4 protein-coding genes are annotated in these 18,310 nt (G+C 40.2%); all 4 read left to right on the top strand.

All coding sequences use genetic code 11. From position 1 onward, the window contains the following. The first annotated feature begins 127 nt into the window (after positions 1-127). The 4 genes from HXT19_RS05150 to HXT19_RS05135 all read left to right on the top strand — a co-directional run bounded on the left by HXT19_RS05150 (position 128) and on the right by HXT19_RS05135 (position 18,231). Entirely contained in the window at positions 128-8,167 is an 8,040-nt protein-coding gene (locus HXT19_RS05150; protein WP_415699077.1) for a cell wall-binding protein, read from the top strand. Positions 8,168-8,279: 112 nt separating this feature from the next. Further along, entirely contained in the window at positions 8,280-9,041 is a 762-nt protein-coding gene (locus HXT19_RS05145) for a hypothetical protein (RefSeq protein WP_004114490.1), read from the top strand. A gap of 111 nt (positions 9,042-9,152) precedes the next feature. After that, on the top strand, positions 9,153-14,069 hold the full coding sequence (locus tag HXT19_RS05140) for a PD-(D/E)XK nuclease family protein (protein WP_415699076.1): 4,917 nt from the start codon (positions 9,153-9,155) through the stop codon (positions 14,067-14,069). Next, on the top strand, positions 14,062-18,231 hold the full coding sequence (locus HXT19_RS05135; RefSeq protein WP_101887698.1) for an ATP-dependent helicase: 4,170 nt from the start codon (positions 14,062-14,064) through the stop codon (positions 18,229-18,231). The genes HXT19_RS05140 and HXT19_RS05135 overlap by 8 nt, the downstream gene beginning before the upstream one ends. Positions 18,232-18,310 lie beyond the last annotated feature (79 nt).

The following is an 18,310-nucleotide window of genomic DNA, read 5'->3' as shown; positions in this document are numbered from 1 at the left end:
ACTTAATACGTTAAAAAAATTGATGCGTTTAATACATCAAAATTTAAATACCTCAAAATTTAAGATTTTAAAACTTAATACATTGATTGGCATGTGGAAATTAGCACACGAGAGTTTAGGTGGACAAATGAGAAGTATTTGGACGGTTTTGCTAAGTGTTGTCGTCTGGATAGGACGTTTAGCTCAGCAGGCGACTAAGGCTGCTCTTATTTTACTGATTTCGGTGGCGATGTGGCTGCCGATGTGCCTAACTGCAAACACTGCTGTAGCTGCTGACAGTGGCACTGCTGCGAATGCGGATATCTTTGGTAATTATGGTAAAAAGCATGAGTCCAATAAGTCTGGCGATAAGCCTAAATCTGCTGCTAAGCCTAATGCCGATGTAGATGCAGATAATGCCGATATTTCTGCGCCATCGCAACCTCCAGTTTTTGTCGATGGACAAAACAATGCGTTTGCAAAGCTGAAAAATAGTGTAAGCGTAAATAATAATCTTGCTAACAACGCCGCTAAGGGTGATGCGTCTGATAAAGGACTTATTGACAGTGCTATGATGAGCGCTGCCAAAGGTATGGCTAAGCAGGGTGCATCTTATACTTCTTTTGGCATGGATCGCTCCAATGAAATATTCAATAATACAGAACGATCTTCAAATGGAGACAAAATGGGTTACGATCGCAGCAGGATGGAGTTTCGTCCCGGCTGTAATCGTAATTATGCTCGTTCTGAATGCATTACAGATGATGGTGATGAAACAGGTCATCGCGCGTCAAAAGGTGCTGATATGGAACGTGGAGATAATCCTTGGCGCGAAGATAGTGGCTATGATCAACCTCAGGGTATTTATACGAATAATGACCCAAACTTTACTCCATATCCGCGTGGAACATACCTGCAAAAACGTATACGTAACTTAGCTTATTTGAAAAATAAAAATGGTGTTGATTCTTTAAATCGTATTCAGCTTGACGATGTTCACGATTACATTTTTATGAAACGTACTCCTAAACGTGATGGTAATGGATATATTTGGGATGTACTTGTAAACATGGGTGCGCGCATTCATGGTGCTGCTAAAGCTTTGACCTATTTTGTTGTTCCTAAAGATCAGAGTCTCGACACAAGTAATGGTCAGTATGACCAGTATGTAGAGCGCTTGCATTTTGATGCAAAGAATCGCGGTTGCGCAAAAGATTGGGTTAATCCAAACGGTTTTTGTATTGATGAGGGCACTAGAAAAGAGCCACTTAACGATGGCGAGACCCTTGATAAAGCGTGGTATCGAATTGGTAATTCAAATGCTATAGACAATGTTGGTGTTTTTGAAGGTGGAACTCAAAGGGATAGAGATGATAGCAATCGTAAACTTGGATTATGTGATTCTTACGGCTTTGACTGCTATCATTCTGGTAACTATGGTTTCCCAAGTGAAGGTGAACATAAAGCTGGTACTCGTCTTCCTCCAGATGGTACTCAAAAATTTAATGACACTTATATAAAATTGATAGATAACCTCTTTTCTGAGCTTCGAGGAACTGATAAAGAGCCACGAGCAAAGATTTTTGCATTACGTAATCAATTTGATGAGAGCAAATCACCTTATAGCTACCATATTCACTATACAACATCGAATAATGGTAAATATGGAAAACTGAGTACTTCCTACTATGGTGCAGGAAGCTATTATGGAGATACTTGGCATGGTCCTCTTTCAAGATACGGTTTAGGCGATCCATATAATAGGAATCCTAAATACTCTTTGTCAAATTATCGTATTGGATCAGGCCATACAACTTACGAATACACTACTTTGTATCAGCAATGGTATGGAATACCTAATCTTGTAGATATAAATGTGCCGCATTACTCCTTCCTTCGTGGTACACATTTAGGTCCTTTTACTAGCAATAATGGTCAATTATTGGCTCATACTAAGAATATTGATGTTACGAGTTTGTTATTCCAACCTACAAGACAAGAAGTGTGTGATAAAGATACTGAAGCACAATGTGGTAATAATACAGTTTGGGCTAAAGGCCAGCTTTCATTATTGCCAAAGTATAATGCGTCAGAAAACAAGTATGCTCGTGGAAACAGATGGTGGCGAAAGCCATTAGATCCTAAAACTAACATTAATACAAAAGATTCAAAGTTTGGCATACACGATTTGACTGTTCAATATTGGAATGACAAGCTTCAAATGGGTTCTGCTAAAAAAGTAAAGTACGATATTATTGGTCAAGCGGATGTGTTTAGACCACTGCAGACTCAAGAGTGGCAAGATAATCCAAAATATAGGTCTTCTAAAGAGAGTTTAGGAAAAGCTGCAGATTATGTAAATTATCAGGATAACAAGGGTAAAATATATGAATTTGCTCACGCATTGAATCCGCGTTTATATATGCCAGATGCTCACACTAAGAAGAATCTTGACAACTATGATAATTATTCAGATGCAGAAGACTCTGTTTATTACGGTTCTATTAAGGATGGTAAAATTCCTGGTGATGCTCATGGTTTAGAGTATCCGCTTAACGATAGTTATTTGTATAGCCAAGATTCTGGTGCAAACGCGGCGATTAAAAATCGCGCCATTTATAGTGTTGAATGGACAAATGCAGATGGTTCGCTTAAGAAATCTAACACTCTGAAAGATGCGGAAACGAAGGTTGCTGTAAGAGTTCCAGTTGTAAACGTAGTAGATCCTTGTAAGGGTGATGATGACAAAGCTGCTGATAAAGCTGCAGATAAGTCTGCACAAGCGGATGCAGCTGCGAAAAATAAAGATAGTCAAGAGTGTAAGCTTAGTCCGCTAAATTATACAAAGCGTTATATTTGGAAACTTTATGATGCGCCTAGTGGTAAAACAGTTGACCAAAAGTTAACTGGCGACGAAAAAGAAAAATATGCGAAACTTGCAAAAGACTACTTCTCAAATCCTGTAAAGGAAGAATACGCAACCCCAACTAATCCTAATGATGAAAATCGTATTATGCTTCAATTTGGTGAACAGCCAGAAGTAAAGCCAGTGTATGTTGCTGCAAAGTACGCAAAAATAACGTATTGGGATGAGTCTACTGGCGTATTACCACTTGTGTTTACGCATGTTGATGATGAGAAGCCGACTATAGACGTAAAAGTTAGCATCAATGGTGGAGAGCCTAGATCTGTGCCTGAAAATGGTATGAAAATATCGGTTGGCAGCAGAATTAGATTCCTAGTAACTGGTCACGATGATAAACACGTGTACATGGGAACCAAGGAAAAGGTAAAAGATAACAACAATAAAACAGATATACAGTCAACAAGTGAACAATTTAAAGCAACTGCTTTTAATAAATATGATCAATCTAAGCCTGTAGGCGTTGATAGTGCTACAGATCAATCAGGTTATGTAACTACAAGTGAAACAAATGGTCCTGAACTTAAATCTAATGATTCTGGTGTTAAAGAGTTTACGTTCCATGCTTGGGATGATGCTGGAAATAAGGTTCAAAAAAAGATTAAGCTTATTATAACTGGCGATGAGTTTACTGCTCCTAATGTTCGTTGGCAAAAACAGCCAAATGGTAGATACGTTGGTAAAGTTAATCTTTTAACAAAATCTAAGCAAGTTGCAGTATTAGCTGTTCGCATATGGAAAAGAGGTGAGCCAAAGCAGAAGCCTGTAGGAGAAACTGATACATTCAGAATATTTAGTGATTGTCCTAATAAATCATGCCACGGTATTATGTTAACTCGTCAAGCAGGTGAAGATTGGCAACAGCTTAACGATGATAAACCTGATCATTCGTACTTTACTAACCTTATGCCTTATGAGAAGGATATAACATTTGATCCAAAAACTGGTGAAATAACTATCCCAGAGCATTTGGCAGAGATTGGTTCAAGAATTTATGCGGGTGTTGGCAATAATGCTTCTCAGCTTCAAACAACTTTGAATGCATCTTCTGACCCATTGCCATTAGATATGACTTGGCCAGACGATGGCATGGTTCAGGTGAACCCGTATGAGCTGAATCCTTCCGAAAAACAAGGTTTGATAGATAGAATTAAGCAAAAGAATCCGCGTTTGTTCCAATACCGAAAAGATGAAATTGGTTGGTCGAAAGATGAAACTAAAACTCTTGGCGGCACAAGCGATAAATATTCTTGTAAAGACAACACAAAGCAGTATAAAATCTGCCTTTCTGTAACTCCTGACGGTAAAAATACTGGTCAAAATAGGTCTGGTTCAGAAAAGACTTTTAAAGTAGTAAAAGCAACTGGTACAGGCAATGACACTAAAGATGATCAAAATCAGGAAACTGTACTTGATCCAAAGCAGAAGAAAATCACGCGATTTGTTAATATTCGTGCAGATTATGATTGGTCATACGGCAGTGGAAAAATAAACGGTCGTAACACAGACGATGGCTTTAAGTGGTACGGTCGTGATGAAAATAGCTCACAGTATTTGGTGTACAGATTCAACATCAACCAAGGTGATAATAAAAACTTCAACACTAATGAGGCTTTGAGCTTATTCCAAGGCACAAAGAAAAGCCGATGGCTTAGAAACCAAATACAGCCATCACTATACCCATTGAACACTAATGATGTTAATTCTACTAACAAAACAACTATAGAAAAGCTGTGGGGTGGATACAACAGCATGCCTAATCGTGGTGATGGAATTGGCTACGCTCGTAAAGTAAATAATGCGCGCGGAGAATGGGCTAATATTGTTGATTTAGTTAATTATAGTAATCTTGGCGGCGGTCAGACTATATTCACAAATAATATTACTGATAAAGATAATTTTGTTCAGCCTCAAGGTTACGTTATGCCGGGTGGAGAAGATTATAATCAGCAAGATTCTGGAGCTAATATTGGTGCTGCTATTCTAAAGAAAAGTGGTAACAAATACCCTTTGCATGCGCAGCTATATATTTTCAACGGTAATCCGTGGAGAGAATTAGAGGCCAGAGACGAGGGTGACAAAGATCATACGCCAAATGTAATTAACGTGTGGTTCGTGCCAGTAGACAAGAACAAGCCGTGGATTTCAGTAAAAGATGCTAACGATCCTAGTAAGAAGCTTCTTGGCGAGTGCAATCCTACTAAAACAAAGTCTGATTCTTGCGGAACTGTTACGACTATTGATATGAACAAGACTGATATTACAAAGCAGTCGGGATTATTCAACGTAGTAGATTTGCTTGCACTGGATGATGATTTCAATGTTGCAGATAAGACTACGCATGTAAGCAAAGCTTTGAAGGATACTCTGAGCATAGACATTGAAGCAGAAGGTGCAACAGATCCGAAAACTAAAAAAGCTCCTCGCGTAAGGTTTGTAACAGGAGGCAATACTAACAGGGAACTGTTGCGTGCGTTCATAGAAAAATGGCGTGGGCAAGATGCTGCGAAGTCTCCAACCTTCAAGATGATTGCGCAAGTAACTGACGACTCTGGAAACAAGAGTGACGAAGCAGTAGTAGGCAAATTCAAGTTCAATTGGACTGTAGCTAAAGCTCCAGTTGTGCGAGCATACGATGGTAATCACTATAATGATTTGTCTGGTTCTGGCGTGTGGCTTCATGATTGGGAAGGAGCCTCTGCTCCTAATTACAGCAATAAGGTGTCTGTGATTTCTGGAAATAATGCAACTCGACTCGTAGTGTATTTTGCTCGCGCAAAGAAAGCTGCAGCAAAAACTGGTAATACAGTATCGCTAAGGAATGCTGGTGCTAATGCAATATACAGTAGAAGTGCAGATGCTACTGCAGGTATAAATGATGATAGTGATATTAGTGAATCATTGGCCTTATGTAGATCTAAAACAGGTGATAGGTGGAGTTTGTGTGATGGCTACATGTTCCCAGAAGGGCTAAGTACAAATGATCTAAATCAGACAGCATTTGGTGGCGATAAAACTGCAATATTGTTCCCATCAGGTTTCCTAGCCCCTGGAAGCGTAGTGCGTGCAAGGAATCGCACTGGATCTTACGGACCTTGGTCAGATATGCCTGGCGTTAAATCCGAAAATTTGGATGAGTTAGCAAATGATGCTAATGAAACTACTTCTGTTAATAATGATTTGAAGAAGCTTTCAGGTAGTGAAAATGTAAGTCAGGCTCAAAACGGAGCAAATAGTGCAAAAGAAGAAGACATGCGAGGTGTTCAATCAGTTGACTCTTTGTCTTCTAAGAGAAGTTCTGTATGCCGTCCTGAAAGTAAGGCTCCAAAGGTGTGGAGTGAACCGTCTGACTGTGTATTCTTCCCAGTCGTAGTCAATAAGAAAGTAGTACAAGTGCATCCACTGCTTCTGAATGATTCCGAAAAGCGTGCTGTGAATCATGTATTGCGCAACGGAAATGCAGGAGGCAAATGGCTAGACTCGGGTGATAACGATTCGCTCGATAATGCTACTAATACAAGAAGTGGTGTTAGTGTAGACAATAGTAACGCTAGCTTAGATGATGATGACGATACTCTTGCCGCAAATGAGTCGAAAGTTACGTGGAAACGTGGGAACTATGTTGCTCCTCAAAAACAGGATGATGGACGCAATAATTACTCTAATGTAGGTAGCGAGCAGGATTCGTTTATACTTATGCGCGGATGGCGTAGGAGAACTGTAACGCCAGAGCCTAGGCGCAATATTGTAACAAGATTTGCTAAGCTGCGAAGTGATAGTAATTCTGCCGCTGACTACACGATTACTTGGGATAAGAAGAAGCCATATATTGGTGAGCGTTCTAGCGACCCTGGCTTTGAACTGGTTGGCGCGCCTGGTCATCAATCGCTTGTGTACCGTTATAACGCGAGTACGAAAGACAAGCGCATCGATTTAAACCAATTACAGAATGCTCTCACTCTTAAGCCGAATGTTCCATCTGGTATGAGTGAAGATGAGTTTAAGAAGATTCAACCATCTTTGCGCGTTGTAAGTGGTACAGATAAGAAAAATGGCGAAGGTAGTAAGGAAGTTACGGTACAGCTCGCTGATGGCAAAACTAGAGTATATAAATTCGGCAATGGCTCTGGTTTCTTCACGCTGAACGATGAGTATATCAATATACCTGATTTAGTATTAGGTAATGGAAACTATGGTGGCGGATTAAATGTTTCTAACACTAATGGCATGAATTACAGTACATTGGGTAATAATTATTCGAATATGAGTCCTCAAGATATTACTGTGAACAAATGGTGTGAGGGTAGCGATACTGCAAATCCAAATTGTACGAGTGTCAATTCTGAATCATTTAATCTTGAAAAAGTTTTAGGCGGACATAAGAACATAGAAACTGCAGATGACATAAAAGGAACATCTAAAAAGGCTATTGCTCCAGTTTATGCTTTGTCACTTTCTAACGGTTGGGCAATGAATAGCTTAAAGAACACGTATGGCTATGATGCACAAACTCATTTTAAGAATGTTGCCTCTGCGCCTACACTTCTTCCAGTATATGTAGTGCCGGTTGATGTAATAAAGCCTAAAGCTGAATCTATTGGTTTGCTTAAATCTTCGACTATGGCTAAACCTTACGAGGTTAGTGCTAATGACATTAAGTTCACTTTCACAGGTAATCCAGACACTAACGGTAAAGTGGGCGGCAAAGAATTGTTAGTAGATGCTAGCGATGATTTTGATTCTCGAGACGTAGTTGAGAAGAATCTTCAAGTATGCGTGCGTTGGATGAACAATAACAAGCCTCAAGATAAAGATTGCACGCCTATTTTGAAGCGCGATAATAGCGGAAACGCAATTGTAGATTCTGACAAATTGCAGCAGATGCTTGTCACGCATGGCAATACGGCTGTTTACGCCGTATACGCGCAGACAAAAGATAAGTCAGATAATAAGAGCGTTGGCTATGATGAGAGTAAAGAAACAGCTCCGATCATAGGTTACATAAAGATTACTGGCATCAACGTGTCGCCGATTCCGCTGCCGTTTACTGGTGGAAACGCTGCTATTACGTATACCTTCCTGTTCGGCATATTAATGGCACTCTTCATCGCGTCGGGCGCATTCGGTAGGCGCGGATGGTTGGCGTCTGTGCTTAGCGGAAACGGATTTAGTGGCGAGTTAACGTACAGCAAGCATTGCAACGTTTCGGCAGAACCGTTGCGCTGCAGGAGATTGTTTGGCCTTATCTACAAAAATCGCCATTAAATTTTGCACGTTTTGCTATTCCTAGATCGGAGTCAAGTATAGTAAATCTTATTTATGTAAAACATTGAAGAACATAGATGAGAGTTAAAAATTATTTGAAAGCGAGATAAGAATGAGCGAAACACTAGTCTTGGCGCGCAAAGATTACGTTACAAGAACCATGATTCGAATTATTGCAATAGTTTCGTCCATTTACGGAATGGCAATGTCTTGGGATTCAATGGCACTAACGTATTTTACGAATCTTTCTAACTTGATGATTTGTGTTGCGCTGCTTGGCTCGCTGATTTTAGACACGCGAAGTGCGCTTAAATCTAAAAGCGATGAACAGAGTGAGCGCGCTGGAGCCTGGGTGGATGCAAAGCCAAACGCATGGTACATTTTTAAATTTATGATGACGATTTCAATCGCCGTCACTTTTACGCTGTACCTGTGCTTTTTGGCTCCTACAAACAAGCTCGGATTTGTTGGCGCGTACATGAACAATGGGTGCTCAAGCTTATGCGTGCATTTTATAACGCCGCTGCTTGCGATTTTTGACTTTGTTCTTTTTGATTACAAGTACAAGTCCAGCCGCGCGCACGTTTATTTTGCTACGATTCCGCCGCTCACTTACGTTGCGTACGCTGTGTGTTTAAGCGAGTTTGCTGGCGTGCGATGGGGAGAGCATGCTATGGCAGCGCCGTACAATTTTTTGAATTACAAGGCTCCTGCAGGATGGTTTGGTTTTGCGCCAAACACGTTTAATTCCACAACGCTTGGAGTGGGTGTTGTTTATTTGCTTGCCATTTTTACGCTGATTTTTATTGGCATTGGAATAGCATTTCTTGCGATTAAAAACGCTCGCACTACGCGACTTTTTAGTCAACAATAGTTAGCGCAGCTAATCTGCGCTATCGCTATTTCCGCCTTTTGTTGCTAATTTTGCCGTTTAGAGCTACAAAAAGCGGAAGAATAGCTCGCGCCAGTTGATAGAATTGTGTTCATGTGTACGGAAGATTCTGCGCTAGATGCTGTTCAATCGTTGCTTGATGGCAGTCTTAAAAACACCAGCGAACGCCACACCAATGTTTTGTTGGTGTTTGGCGCTCCAAATTCTGGAAAGTCAAGTTTCGCTCTAAACGCTCTTCTATGCGGTTTGCGAGCTAATTGGAAGAATACGCAGGACTCTAAATACGATGAAGCCGTACAGCTTTTACTCAAACATGCGATTCGCACTGATTTTGCTATCGCCGCAGCCCAGAATCGTGCAACTGCCGCACGCATGTCTAACTACGTAATAAGCAATCTTGGTGTTTCATACCAGTCTCGTCCAGTTGGCACTCTTTCCGCTTTTGCATTCAGCCTGATTTCCGCACGAAATAAGCTTTTTGGAATACCATCTCCTAAATTGCTTAACGGCGCTGAACAAGATGCGATTCTTCGCGAAATAGTGCGAATGCATGTTAATCATGTTTTGCAAGGCGATAGCGGTGATTGCAAAATCTGCTCGCTTTTTAACGATTATTTTTCTGGAGAGTATTCTAAATCTTTGCAAGATGGTGATTATAAATCACATGATTCTTGGATTTACGTAATATCGCAGTTGCAAAACAGTGATAATCTTATGGATTCGTTCGACTCTACAGATTATCGGAATGCACAAAATGCTCATAATGCGCATAATGCTTATAATGCTCAAGATACTCAGGATTTGCCAATAAATAGTGCTTTCATTCATCAACTTCGCGATATGCTCGCTCGACTAGACGAAATGGGAATTGTAAGCGAATCTGCAGAGTTGCAAATATTAAATAGCCTTAATTTTCAGTCGCATTTGCAATCCGGCTCTAGTTCCGATTTGCTTGCAACTTTGCAGGCGGATTTGCAATCTTCTAGCATTGCTAATCGTTTGCGTGTGCAATGGAATTTGGCTTTTGCACTTCGTAGTCAGTATGCGGATTGTGTGCGGAAAAAATATCCAAATGCTTTTAGATTAGATTCTTCTAAACTTTTGGCTAACGGTGTTCAAATTTTGAATGAGATTTTTAAGAGTTTATATGATGATAATACAGAAGAATCGTCGGTTGCTTGCGACTATTCAGCTGACTCTTCAAAGGATTTTTCTAAAGAATTATTTGCGCTTAAATGTTCACTTCCACGTCTTTTGGTGGTAGATGATTTTCATGATGTAACACTTGCTGGACTTGCATTTCTTGAGTCTCTATCTAGTTTGGGCGTTCGTATTGTTTTAACGGCAAACCCAGACGAATCTGTGCAATCCTTCCGTGGATCATACCCAGATTATGTGGTTGAAGCTGCTCAGCATGGTATTATGCAAGCAGCGGTACTTAAAATTTGTGACTACAGGATTGACGGTGTAGCTGAGTCTTACAATGATTCCAATGACTATGTAGATTCTTCAAATACTTCAGATTTGCTAAAACAAAATAGTCGCTCAATTCCACTGAGTCTTTTTTCGTCCAGGGTTTCGCTTTCAATCCCTTCGCTTATGCCAACGCCAATGCCTATCGCCCGAAGGGCTTGGAAGATGGCAAATGTTAAAGGCGCTTTTCCTATAGAAAAAATCGAATCAAATTCGCAAGAAACAGAAAATTCTTCGGTTTCTGGCGACTTGTATCGTACTGCGCGCGAAGAAATGGATTGTGTTATTTGGCAAATAAAACGCGCTCACTTAGATCACAAAATCCCGTGGAAAAATATGGCTGTGATTGCTCACGATAATGCTACTGTTCGTGCTTTCGGCGAGCGACTTCGCAAAGATGGTGTTCCTGTGCGATACTCGTCCGTTACTCGTGCTCTCAGGGAAGAGCCGTTTATAAAAGCACTGTTTGCGCTTATTGAATTGGCGCAATTTAGCCAAAATAGCGTGGATAATTTAGCTAAAGACGTATCTTTAGGAATTCGCACTATTTCTTCGATTGCGCGTTTTGTGAAAAGTCGCATAAAAACCATAATGGATAGTCCTCTGATAGATTCAGATAATTATAATTGTGCTGATTTAAGTGCTGTAGAAGCGCTTATGCGTTCCATTGTTTCTCTTAGTGACATGGTTAAATCTAAGGAAAATTCCCCTCTTAGTGTTCTTATAAGACAGTGGGATTTACTGCAAAATCAGCTTTTAAACAAGACTGATTCTAAGAATGATGGTTTGGATGCTAATTTTAACTTCGACAATCGTATTTTTGATTCAAATCCAAACCCTAATTCCACGCGATTTAGTGTTGATTCCTGCTATCTTCTGATAATTAAAGCGCTTATTGATAGTTGTGCTATTGATAAATCAATGGATTGTGATGATTTTAGTGTTGATTCCTGCGATTCTGATTTATTGGATAAGTCACCAGCTGATAAGTCACCAGCTAACCAAACTCAATCTGATCAAACTACAGAAATTTTTTCTGTTTTGCAAAAAATGCGCCCAAACAGTGTTCATCTTCGTACTTTAATGCGCGTTTTTAAAATCACGTCTAAACTGTCTAAGATTTTAAAACAAGATTTAGCAAAAATTCAAAATAGTGAAACAAACGAGGCTAGTTACATACTTGGGCAGGCGTGGAATCTTTGTAATTGCGCTAAAAAGTGGCAGATTCAAGCGCTTAAAAACAACGATGAAGGTCGTCTTGCAAACGATAGACTAGATGCTGCTATGCGATTATTTGAGTATGCTAATTCGTTTAATTACATAGATTCGCGTGCGGATTATTACGAGTCGTCGGTTGCTGGCGACTATTCTGCAGCGGCACCAACAATCACACAGTTTATTGATCAAGTTCGTCAAATGGAAATTGAAGCTGATTCTCTTGCCAGTGTTGCTCCTGCTCCTGATTCTGTAACGCTCACAACTCCGTCTGGCTCGGTTGGTTCTCGCTGGGATTATGTGTGGATTCCAGCCGTACAGCAGCGAGTTTGGCCAAATACTGCGGCTCGAAGCACAATGTTTGGGTCAGAAACTCTAGTAAACATGGTGTTAAATAATAGGATTTTCGGCTCAGTAAACCTTAAATCTAATAATTCTAAAAATTCATCATTATTAGATGAATACGCTAATCCTACTGGAATTTGCGTAAACGATAGACAAGCGATTTTTACTGGAGAGCAGCGAAGCTTTTTAATGGCGATTACGCGCGCCAACCGTCATCTATTTATAAGCGCGGTTAATAGTGATGATTGTGTTCCTTCTGATTTTCTCTACTACTATTTGCCAGAAATATATTGGCGTAATGCGGATGGAAGTAGTGAATACACTGATTTCTGTGAAGATTTTGCTGTAATGGATGCGGATCCTAGAGGGCTTGTTGCTTCGGCGCGAACACAAGTAGCGCGTGCAATATATGAATCAGAAAATAGTCACAACTTAGACGGAAATCCTACTGTTAAAGATGCTTTAACAGCGTTGAATCTTTTGAAAAATAATGGAGTGGATTCGGCAAATCCAGAAAATTGGGATTTTATTCGTAAAAATTACGGTTCTAAGACCGAAGAGAAATCTATTGAAAACGAATCAAAATCAAACTTAGTCACACTATCTCCATCAATGGTGGATAGTCTTTGGTCATGTCCAGTCTGTTGTCTTTTAGAGCGAAAATTTGCAGGTCCTACACGTGGAGGAACGGCAGCACAATTCGGCACGCTTATTCACGAAACTGCTAGATGGGCAAGTCAAGATGAGCATTTAGACAACGAGTATTTACGCGAAAAATATCCACAATTGCAAGCGTTTGCTGCGATTAAAAATAACAAAGTTAGCGAATTTCCTGACTTTGATTTTTCGTTTGAATCTATAAGCGCTTTACAAAAAAAGGCGATTGACGATGTTGCAAACACTATGATTGAGCATTATTATTCGATTTGCCCAAGCGATTCCAATATTTCAGACGTAAAAGACCGGTATCGTTTTATAAAAAATGATTTAAATGTTCGACGAGCGCTTTATACGATTGCTCAATATTTTGTAGGTTCTTTAACTGGATCAAACTACCCGATTATGGCAAAAAAAGATGAAGACGGTGTGGTTACTGATATTTTACCAGCGTTAGAAAGGTCGAAGTCTGCAAAACCTACAATTGCAGACGTCGATTTGGGGAATCTTGAACATGCTTATTGTGAGTGCAATATAAATGCCACTTTTGGATTCGACGATATTTTAAACGCCTATAATCGTGCGTCTAAAACGCAAACAAGCTTGGAAGATCTTTATTCAATAATGGGATTCTTAGTAGGCGGATGGCAAAATGGCGCGTCTAGCGATTTGCGAGTGAGGATTCAAGGTCGAATTGACCGCATGGAAATTAGAAAGTTAAATGACAATACGGAACAAATTCGCTTAATCGACTATAAAACAGGAAAAGTTCCTAAAACGCAGCAGGTGTTTAACGATTTACAACTTATCTGCTATCAGCTTGGGATTGTGTTTTGTAACGAAAACGTTGAAGACGTTAAACAATTGCTTAAGTTTAAGCATACAAAAATCGCGCGAAGTGCGCTGTTTCACGTTGTATACAAAGATTCTCCTGCGCAAGATAATGGTGTTGCAGAAAACATTTGTCAGCCGTCTTTGTTTGGTGCTGATGGCGCGTTGAGCACTAAAGGACTGATAAGTCGATACAGGTATGCGGATGATAATCGTCTTTACGAACTTCCAGATATTGATGCGCAAAATCCTGCGGACGGTGTGAGCCAGAATGCGTGGTCGGATTTTGTAAACCTGCCTATGAGAACAAAATGGTCTCTTATGATGATATCTCGAGTATTCTTTGCTGCTTCTGCTGTTAAGTCAACCAGTTTTGTTGTTGAGCCAAAAGCAGACCATAAAAATCATTGCAGATGTTTAGATGTATGTCCTGGTTGCGCTGGAAAAGTGGACACGGTTTACGAAATGATTGAAGGTAAAAATGAATAATAACAACGTTAACGCCGTAAAATCCACACCTAATAGTGCTCCAAGTTTAGAGCAAAAAAACGTTATAGAAGCGCCGATTAATCAAGACGTGCTAATAGTTGCTGGAGCTGGCAGCGGCAAAACATACACTATGACTCGCCGCGTAATACATTTAATTAAAAGCAAAGTTCCGCCAGAGTCCATATTGGGATTAACCTTTACAAACAAGGCGGCTGCGGAATTGCTAAGTCGCGTTTCGGCGGAGGTTAGCGCAAGCGGTGCAAATGGCGCAAAGTCATTCTTAAAGCCAGAAGTTATGACGTACGACGCGTTCTTTCAATCAATCGTAAGAAGATACGGGCTTTTGGTTGGCTTTAATCAAAACACAATGCCATTAAGCGATGCTGGCGCGATGGAAATCATAAAAAGTATAATCGGAAAATATTTAGATAATCCACAAAATCACAATAAAAATTTAAACAAATTATATGATTTTGACACGTTATGTTCAGATGTTATGAAACTTTGTGCTGAAATATCATGCTCAATGATAGGTGTAGACGCGCAAGGAAACACTTGTTCCAGTGTGCCTCAAGCAGTACAAAAAATACGAGAGTGGAATAACGAATTTGCAGAACACTTAAAAAATGTCATAGGAAACAAGAAAGTCGAATCGCCATTACCTGCTAAATCACCAGCAATACCAAAATACAAAAAAGTCAAAAAAACTGCTGGAATGAGTGCGGAAGACGTTACAAAAACATCTTCAGAAAAATTTAAACAAGCGTGTAAAAAATACGAAAAATATTGGGATGATTCATGCTTGCAACTCTGCGTGAATCTATACAACTCATGTGTAAAAAGAGACATACTGTTAGATCTTGTTTTGCAATTTGACGCTGAAAAAAAGCGCGTAAACATGGCACAATTTAGCGATTTTACAATCGCAGCCTACTATTTGGTTACACATTTTCCTTCGATTTGTGCGCAATACAGGAATCAATATTCGCAAGTTCTTTTAGACGAATACCAAGATACTTCTACAACGCAAGCAATGCTTATAAACACGCTGTTTCATGCGGAGAATGATGCGGAGAATGATGGCGATTTTGCGGCGTCAAAGCGTACACACGTTATGGCAGTAGGAGACCCATTCCAAGCAATCTACTCGTTTAGAGGCGCTTCAACTGGAGCTTTTTGCAAGTTTGAACAAGACTTTAATATAAACGAGCAAAACAAATATTCGCTAACTGTTACACGCAGAAACTCGCTTTTTATACTAAAAGTTGCAAACGCACTAACTGAGCCGATGCGCGGAGAAAATGGCGATAATTCAACGCAAAACGCAAGTCGTAGATTTAGCAGCATTGATGATCGCGAAGTGCAAGTAGAAACCTTAAAGCCAAAAGAGGATGCGCCAAATGGCACGATTGCAGCGCTATTTATGCCATCTCAAGCAGAAGAAATCGACGCAGTAGTGCGATTTGCGCAAAAAATTATAGAAAAGCAGGAAAGTCAAGGATCGCAAGTATCTCACGTATCGCGCGAACCACAATTGGCAATACTATTTAGAAGTAAAGCAAATATGCCAAAATATGCTGAAAAATTAGAATCAGCAGGTATAAGAACAAGCATAGTAGGATACTCATCGTTAATCGAAAAGCCAGCAGTTAAAGATGTGTTAAGCCTACTAAAAGTAGTGCAAGATCACAGCGACTCAAACTCACTTATGCGACTCTTAGCCACACCGCGTTTTGCGCTATCTACTAGCGATTTGAGCGCATTAGCTGCAATCGCAAATAGCGCAAACACGGAATATCTTTACAACATTTACTCGTCGGCAGGATTATTAGAAGCAGATCTTCCTAAAAGTCAGTGGGATTCTGCCGTTCGCAATCTTAGAAACAAGGCGAATAGTGGGGAAATATCTGGGCAAGTCATAAATATTTATGGCGGAGTTTATTTAGCAGACCTAATAATGCGTGATTTTTCCACAAAAAACGACCAGTGGGTTAATCAAATGCAGCAAAAACTTAGCATTAGAGGGTTTGATGCAGTAAAAAGACTTAGTAAAATCCTCCATAATGTAGAAGGCATACAAAGAAACTCGCTAACAAACGTAATGCAAGCCGCTGTTCAAGCTCTTAATGTAGACATAGATACAGCAGTGGGGTCTGCCTTAAAATACAAGGATTTTAGCAACCAAATCATACTGGACGACATGCGTAGTGTGTTAGATTCGCTAAATGCAATTGTAGAAACATATATTCAGGAAATGGGCGAGTGGCAGGACGTAAGTTTGCGCGGACTAATAAGCTGGATTGACTCAGCAAAAAATCTTGATTCTCAGTCAGGATCCTCTGTTTCATCTTCGTCTCAAACAGAACCAGCGCAAGTCGTGCTAATGACAGTTCACCAATCCAAAGGTTTGCAATGGCCTGCTGTTGCTGTAGTTGGGCTAAATGAGGGCGCTTTTCCAAGTAATCAAGGAGATTCGCTAAAAGTTGATGATAATGGGCAGGCAAGCGCTCGCATACCGATTGAGTTTGGTGCAAGCGTACCTTCTGCGTTGCGCGTGGATGCCAACATTTTGCCGCATTTTCCGCATACAGTCACGCGCGCGGAGGCAATGCACCCAGAAAAAGCAATGCAAAGTTTAGATAGTGTGCAAAAGATTTTTGACGAGATTAAGCCAGATAGAATCAAAGCTTTGTGCGATTTTGCGGAGGCAGTTAAAGAAGTAGATTCTTGCGATTCTTCGGATTCTGGCGATTTTTTGAGCGAAGAAACGCGCCGCGTGTATAACGCGTATAAATCCCAGCAAAACGTTGATTCTATGCCATTTACGCAAAGTGAGGAGCGCGGAATTCAGCTTCACATGGATGAGCGTCACCTTATGTATGTTGCTCTTACGCGCGCAAAGTTCGCTGCTCTTTTAACAGGATCAGCTACATCTGGAGATAGCGCTCAAAGTGGCAGAAAGCGCAGTGCGTCAGTGTTTCTTAACGAATCAATAAATGCTATTAAAAATCTCAATGGAGCTATCGAAGGCCAACGCTGTGATTCAAATGAGGAAAATAAAACAGAATCGAAAGAATCTGAAGAATATGAAGAACAGGATGTTTTCGGTTTTATAGCTGGAGACGATGCTCAGGAATTTGCTGCAGAATTTAGCAAAATCGCGCCTCAGTCTGACTCATCAAGTTTAGAGCCAACACTTAAATGGCCTTGTACGTTGAGCAGTACTATAGAAAAATCCTTAATAGAATCAGCAAAACTCGTAGAAAACTGCGATTCTGATTTAGAATCCGTATACGATTCATCCATAAACACAAACCCTAAATCGTTGCTCTATAAGGCAAAAATTTTCATACAAGACGCGGACTTAACATCACAAAATGACTGCGACTATTCGCTAGAAGAATTAGCCGAAAAAGTGAATAAAATATCTAGCGGATCAAGACTAAACGTAACATCGTTGCAAAAAATAAGTAAAATCGCACAAAATGCAAAAACAAGCGTTTACAACAATCTATTGGCTTGCATTAGACCAATCCCGTCCATTCCTTCAATAGATGCAAACCTGGGCACAAAATTCCACGCTTGGGCGCAACAGTTTGTAGACTCAGCAACACCGAGCGAATCTTGTGAATGCTACGAGTGGAAAAACATTGTAAAACATGGAATATCGTTAGAAAAAACGCCTGAAAACAGACAAAAAGTTATAGATGATTTTAATCAAAGTTGCAAAGATTCAGATTCGCAAAGCTGCGCATTAAATCAATGGAAGCAACGGCTTATAGAATCGCGTTGGGCAAAACGAGTGCCGCTAGCTGCAGAAATGCCGATTTTAATGCAAATCGATAATACGGAATTTGCAAATAGAATCATCAACGGCACTTTGGATGCTGTTTTTGCAGGAGGACTAGACGCTAGCGATACTACAAAACTCTACACAATCGTTGACTGGAAGACGGGAAAGCGGCCAAAAAGCGCGGAAGATATTCGCCTAAAACTAGAGCAGCTCGACTGGTATAGGATGCTGCTAGCGCGCGCAACAAACGTTGATTTAAGATGCATTGACGCCACTCTTTACTACGTTAGCGAGGCGCGTGCGGAAAATCGCGAGATTCACGCATTGTGTAAAACGCGCGACGAAATTTTGAGTGAAGCGTCTTTTTAAAATCAACTTTTTTGATAATCTAAAAGTAGAATATAAGCCGATTTAAGTTAGTAAAAGTAAAGTTAGTAAAAGTAAAAGA

This window comes from Gardnerella sp. DNF00038 (genome assembly GCF_049262855.1).
GTDB classification, from domain to species: Bacteria; Actinomycetota; Actinomycetes; order Actinomycetales; family Bifidobacteriaceae; genus Bifidobacterium; species Bifidobacterium vaginale.
Note: the sequence above shows the minus strand (reverse complement) of the source record. Positions and strands in the feature narration are given on the sequence as shown.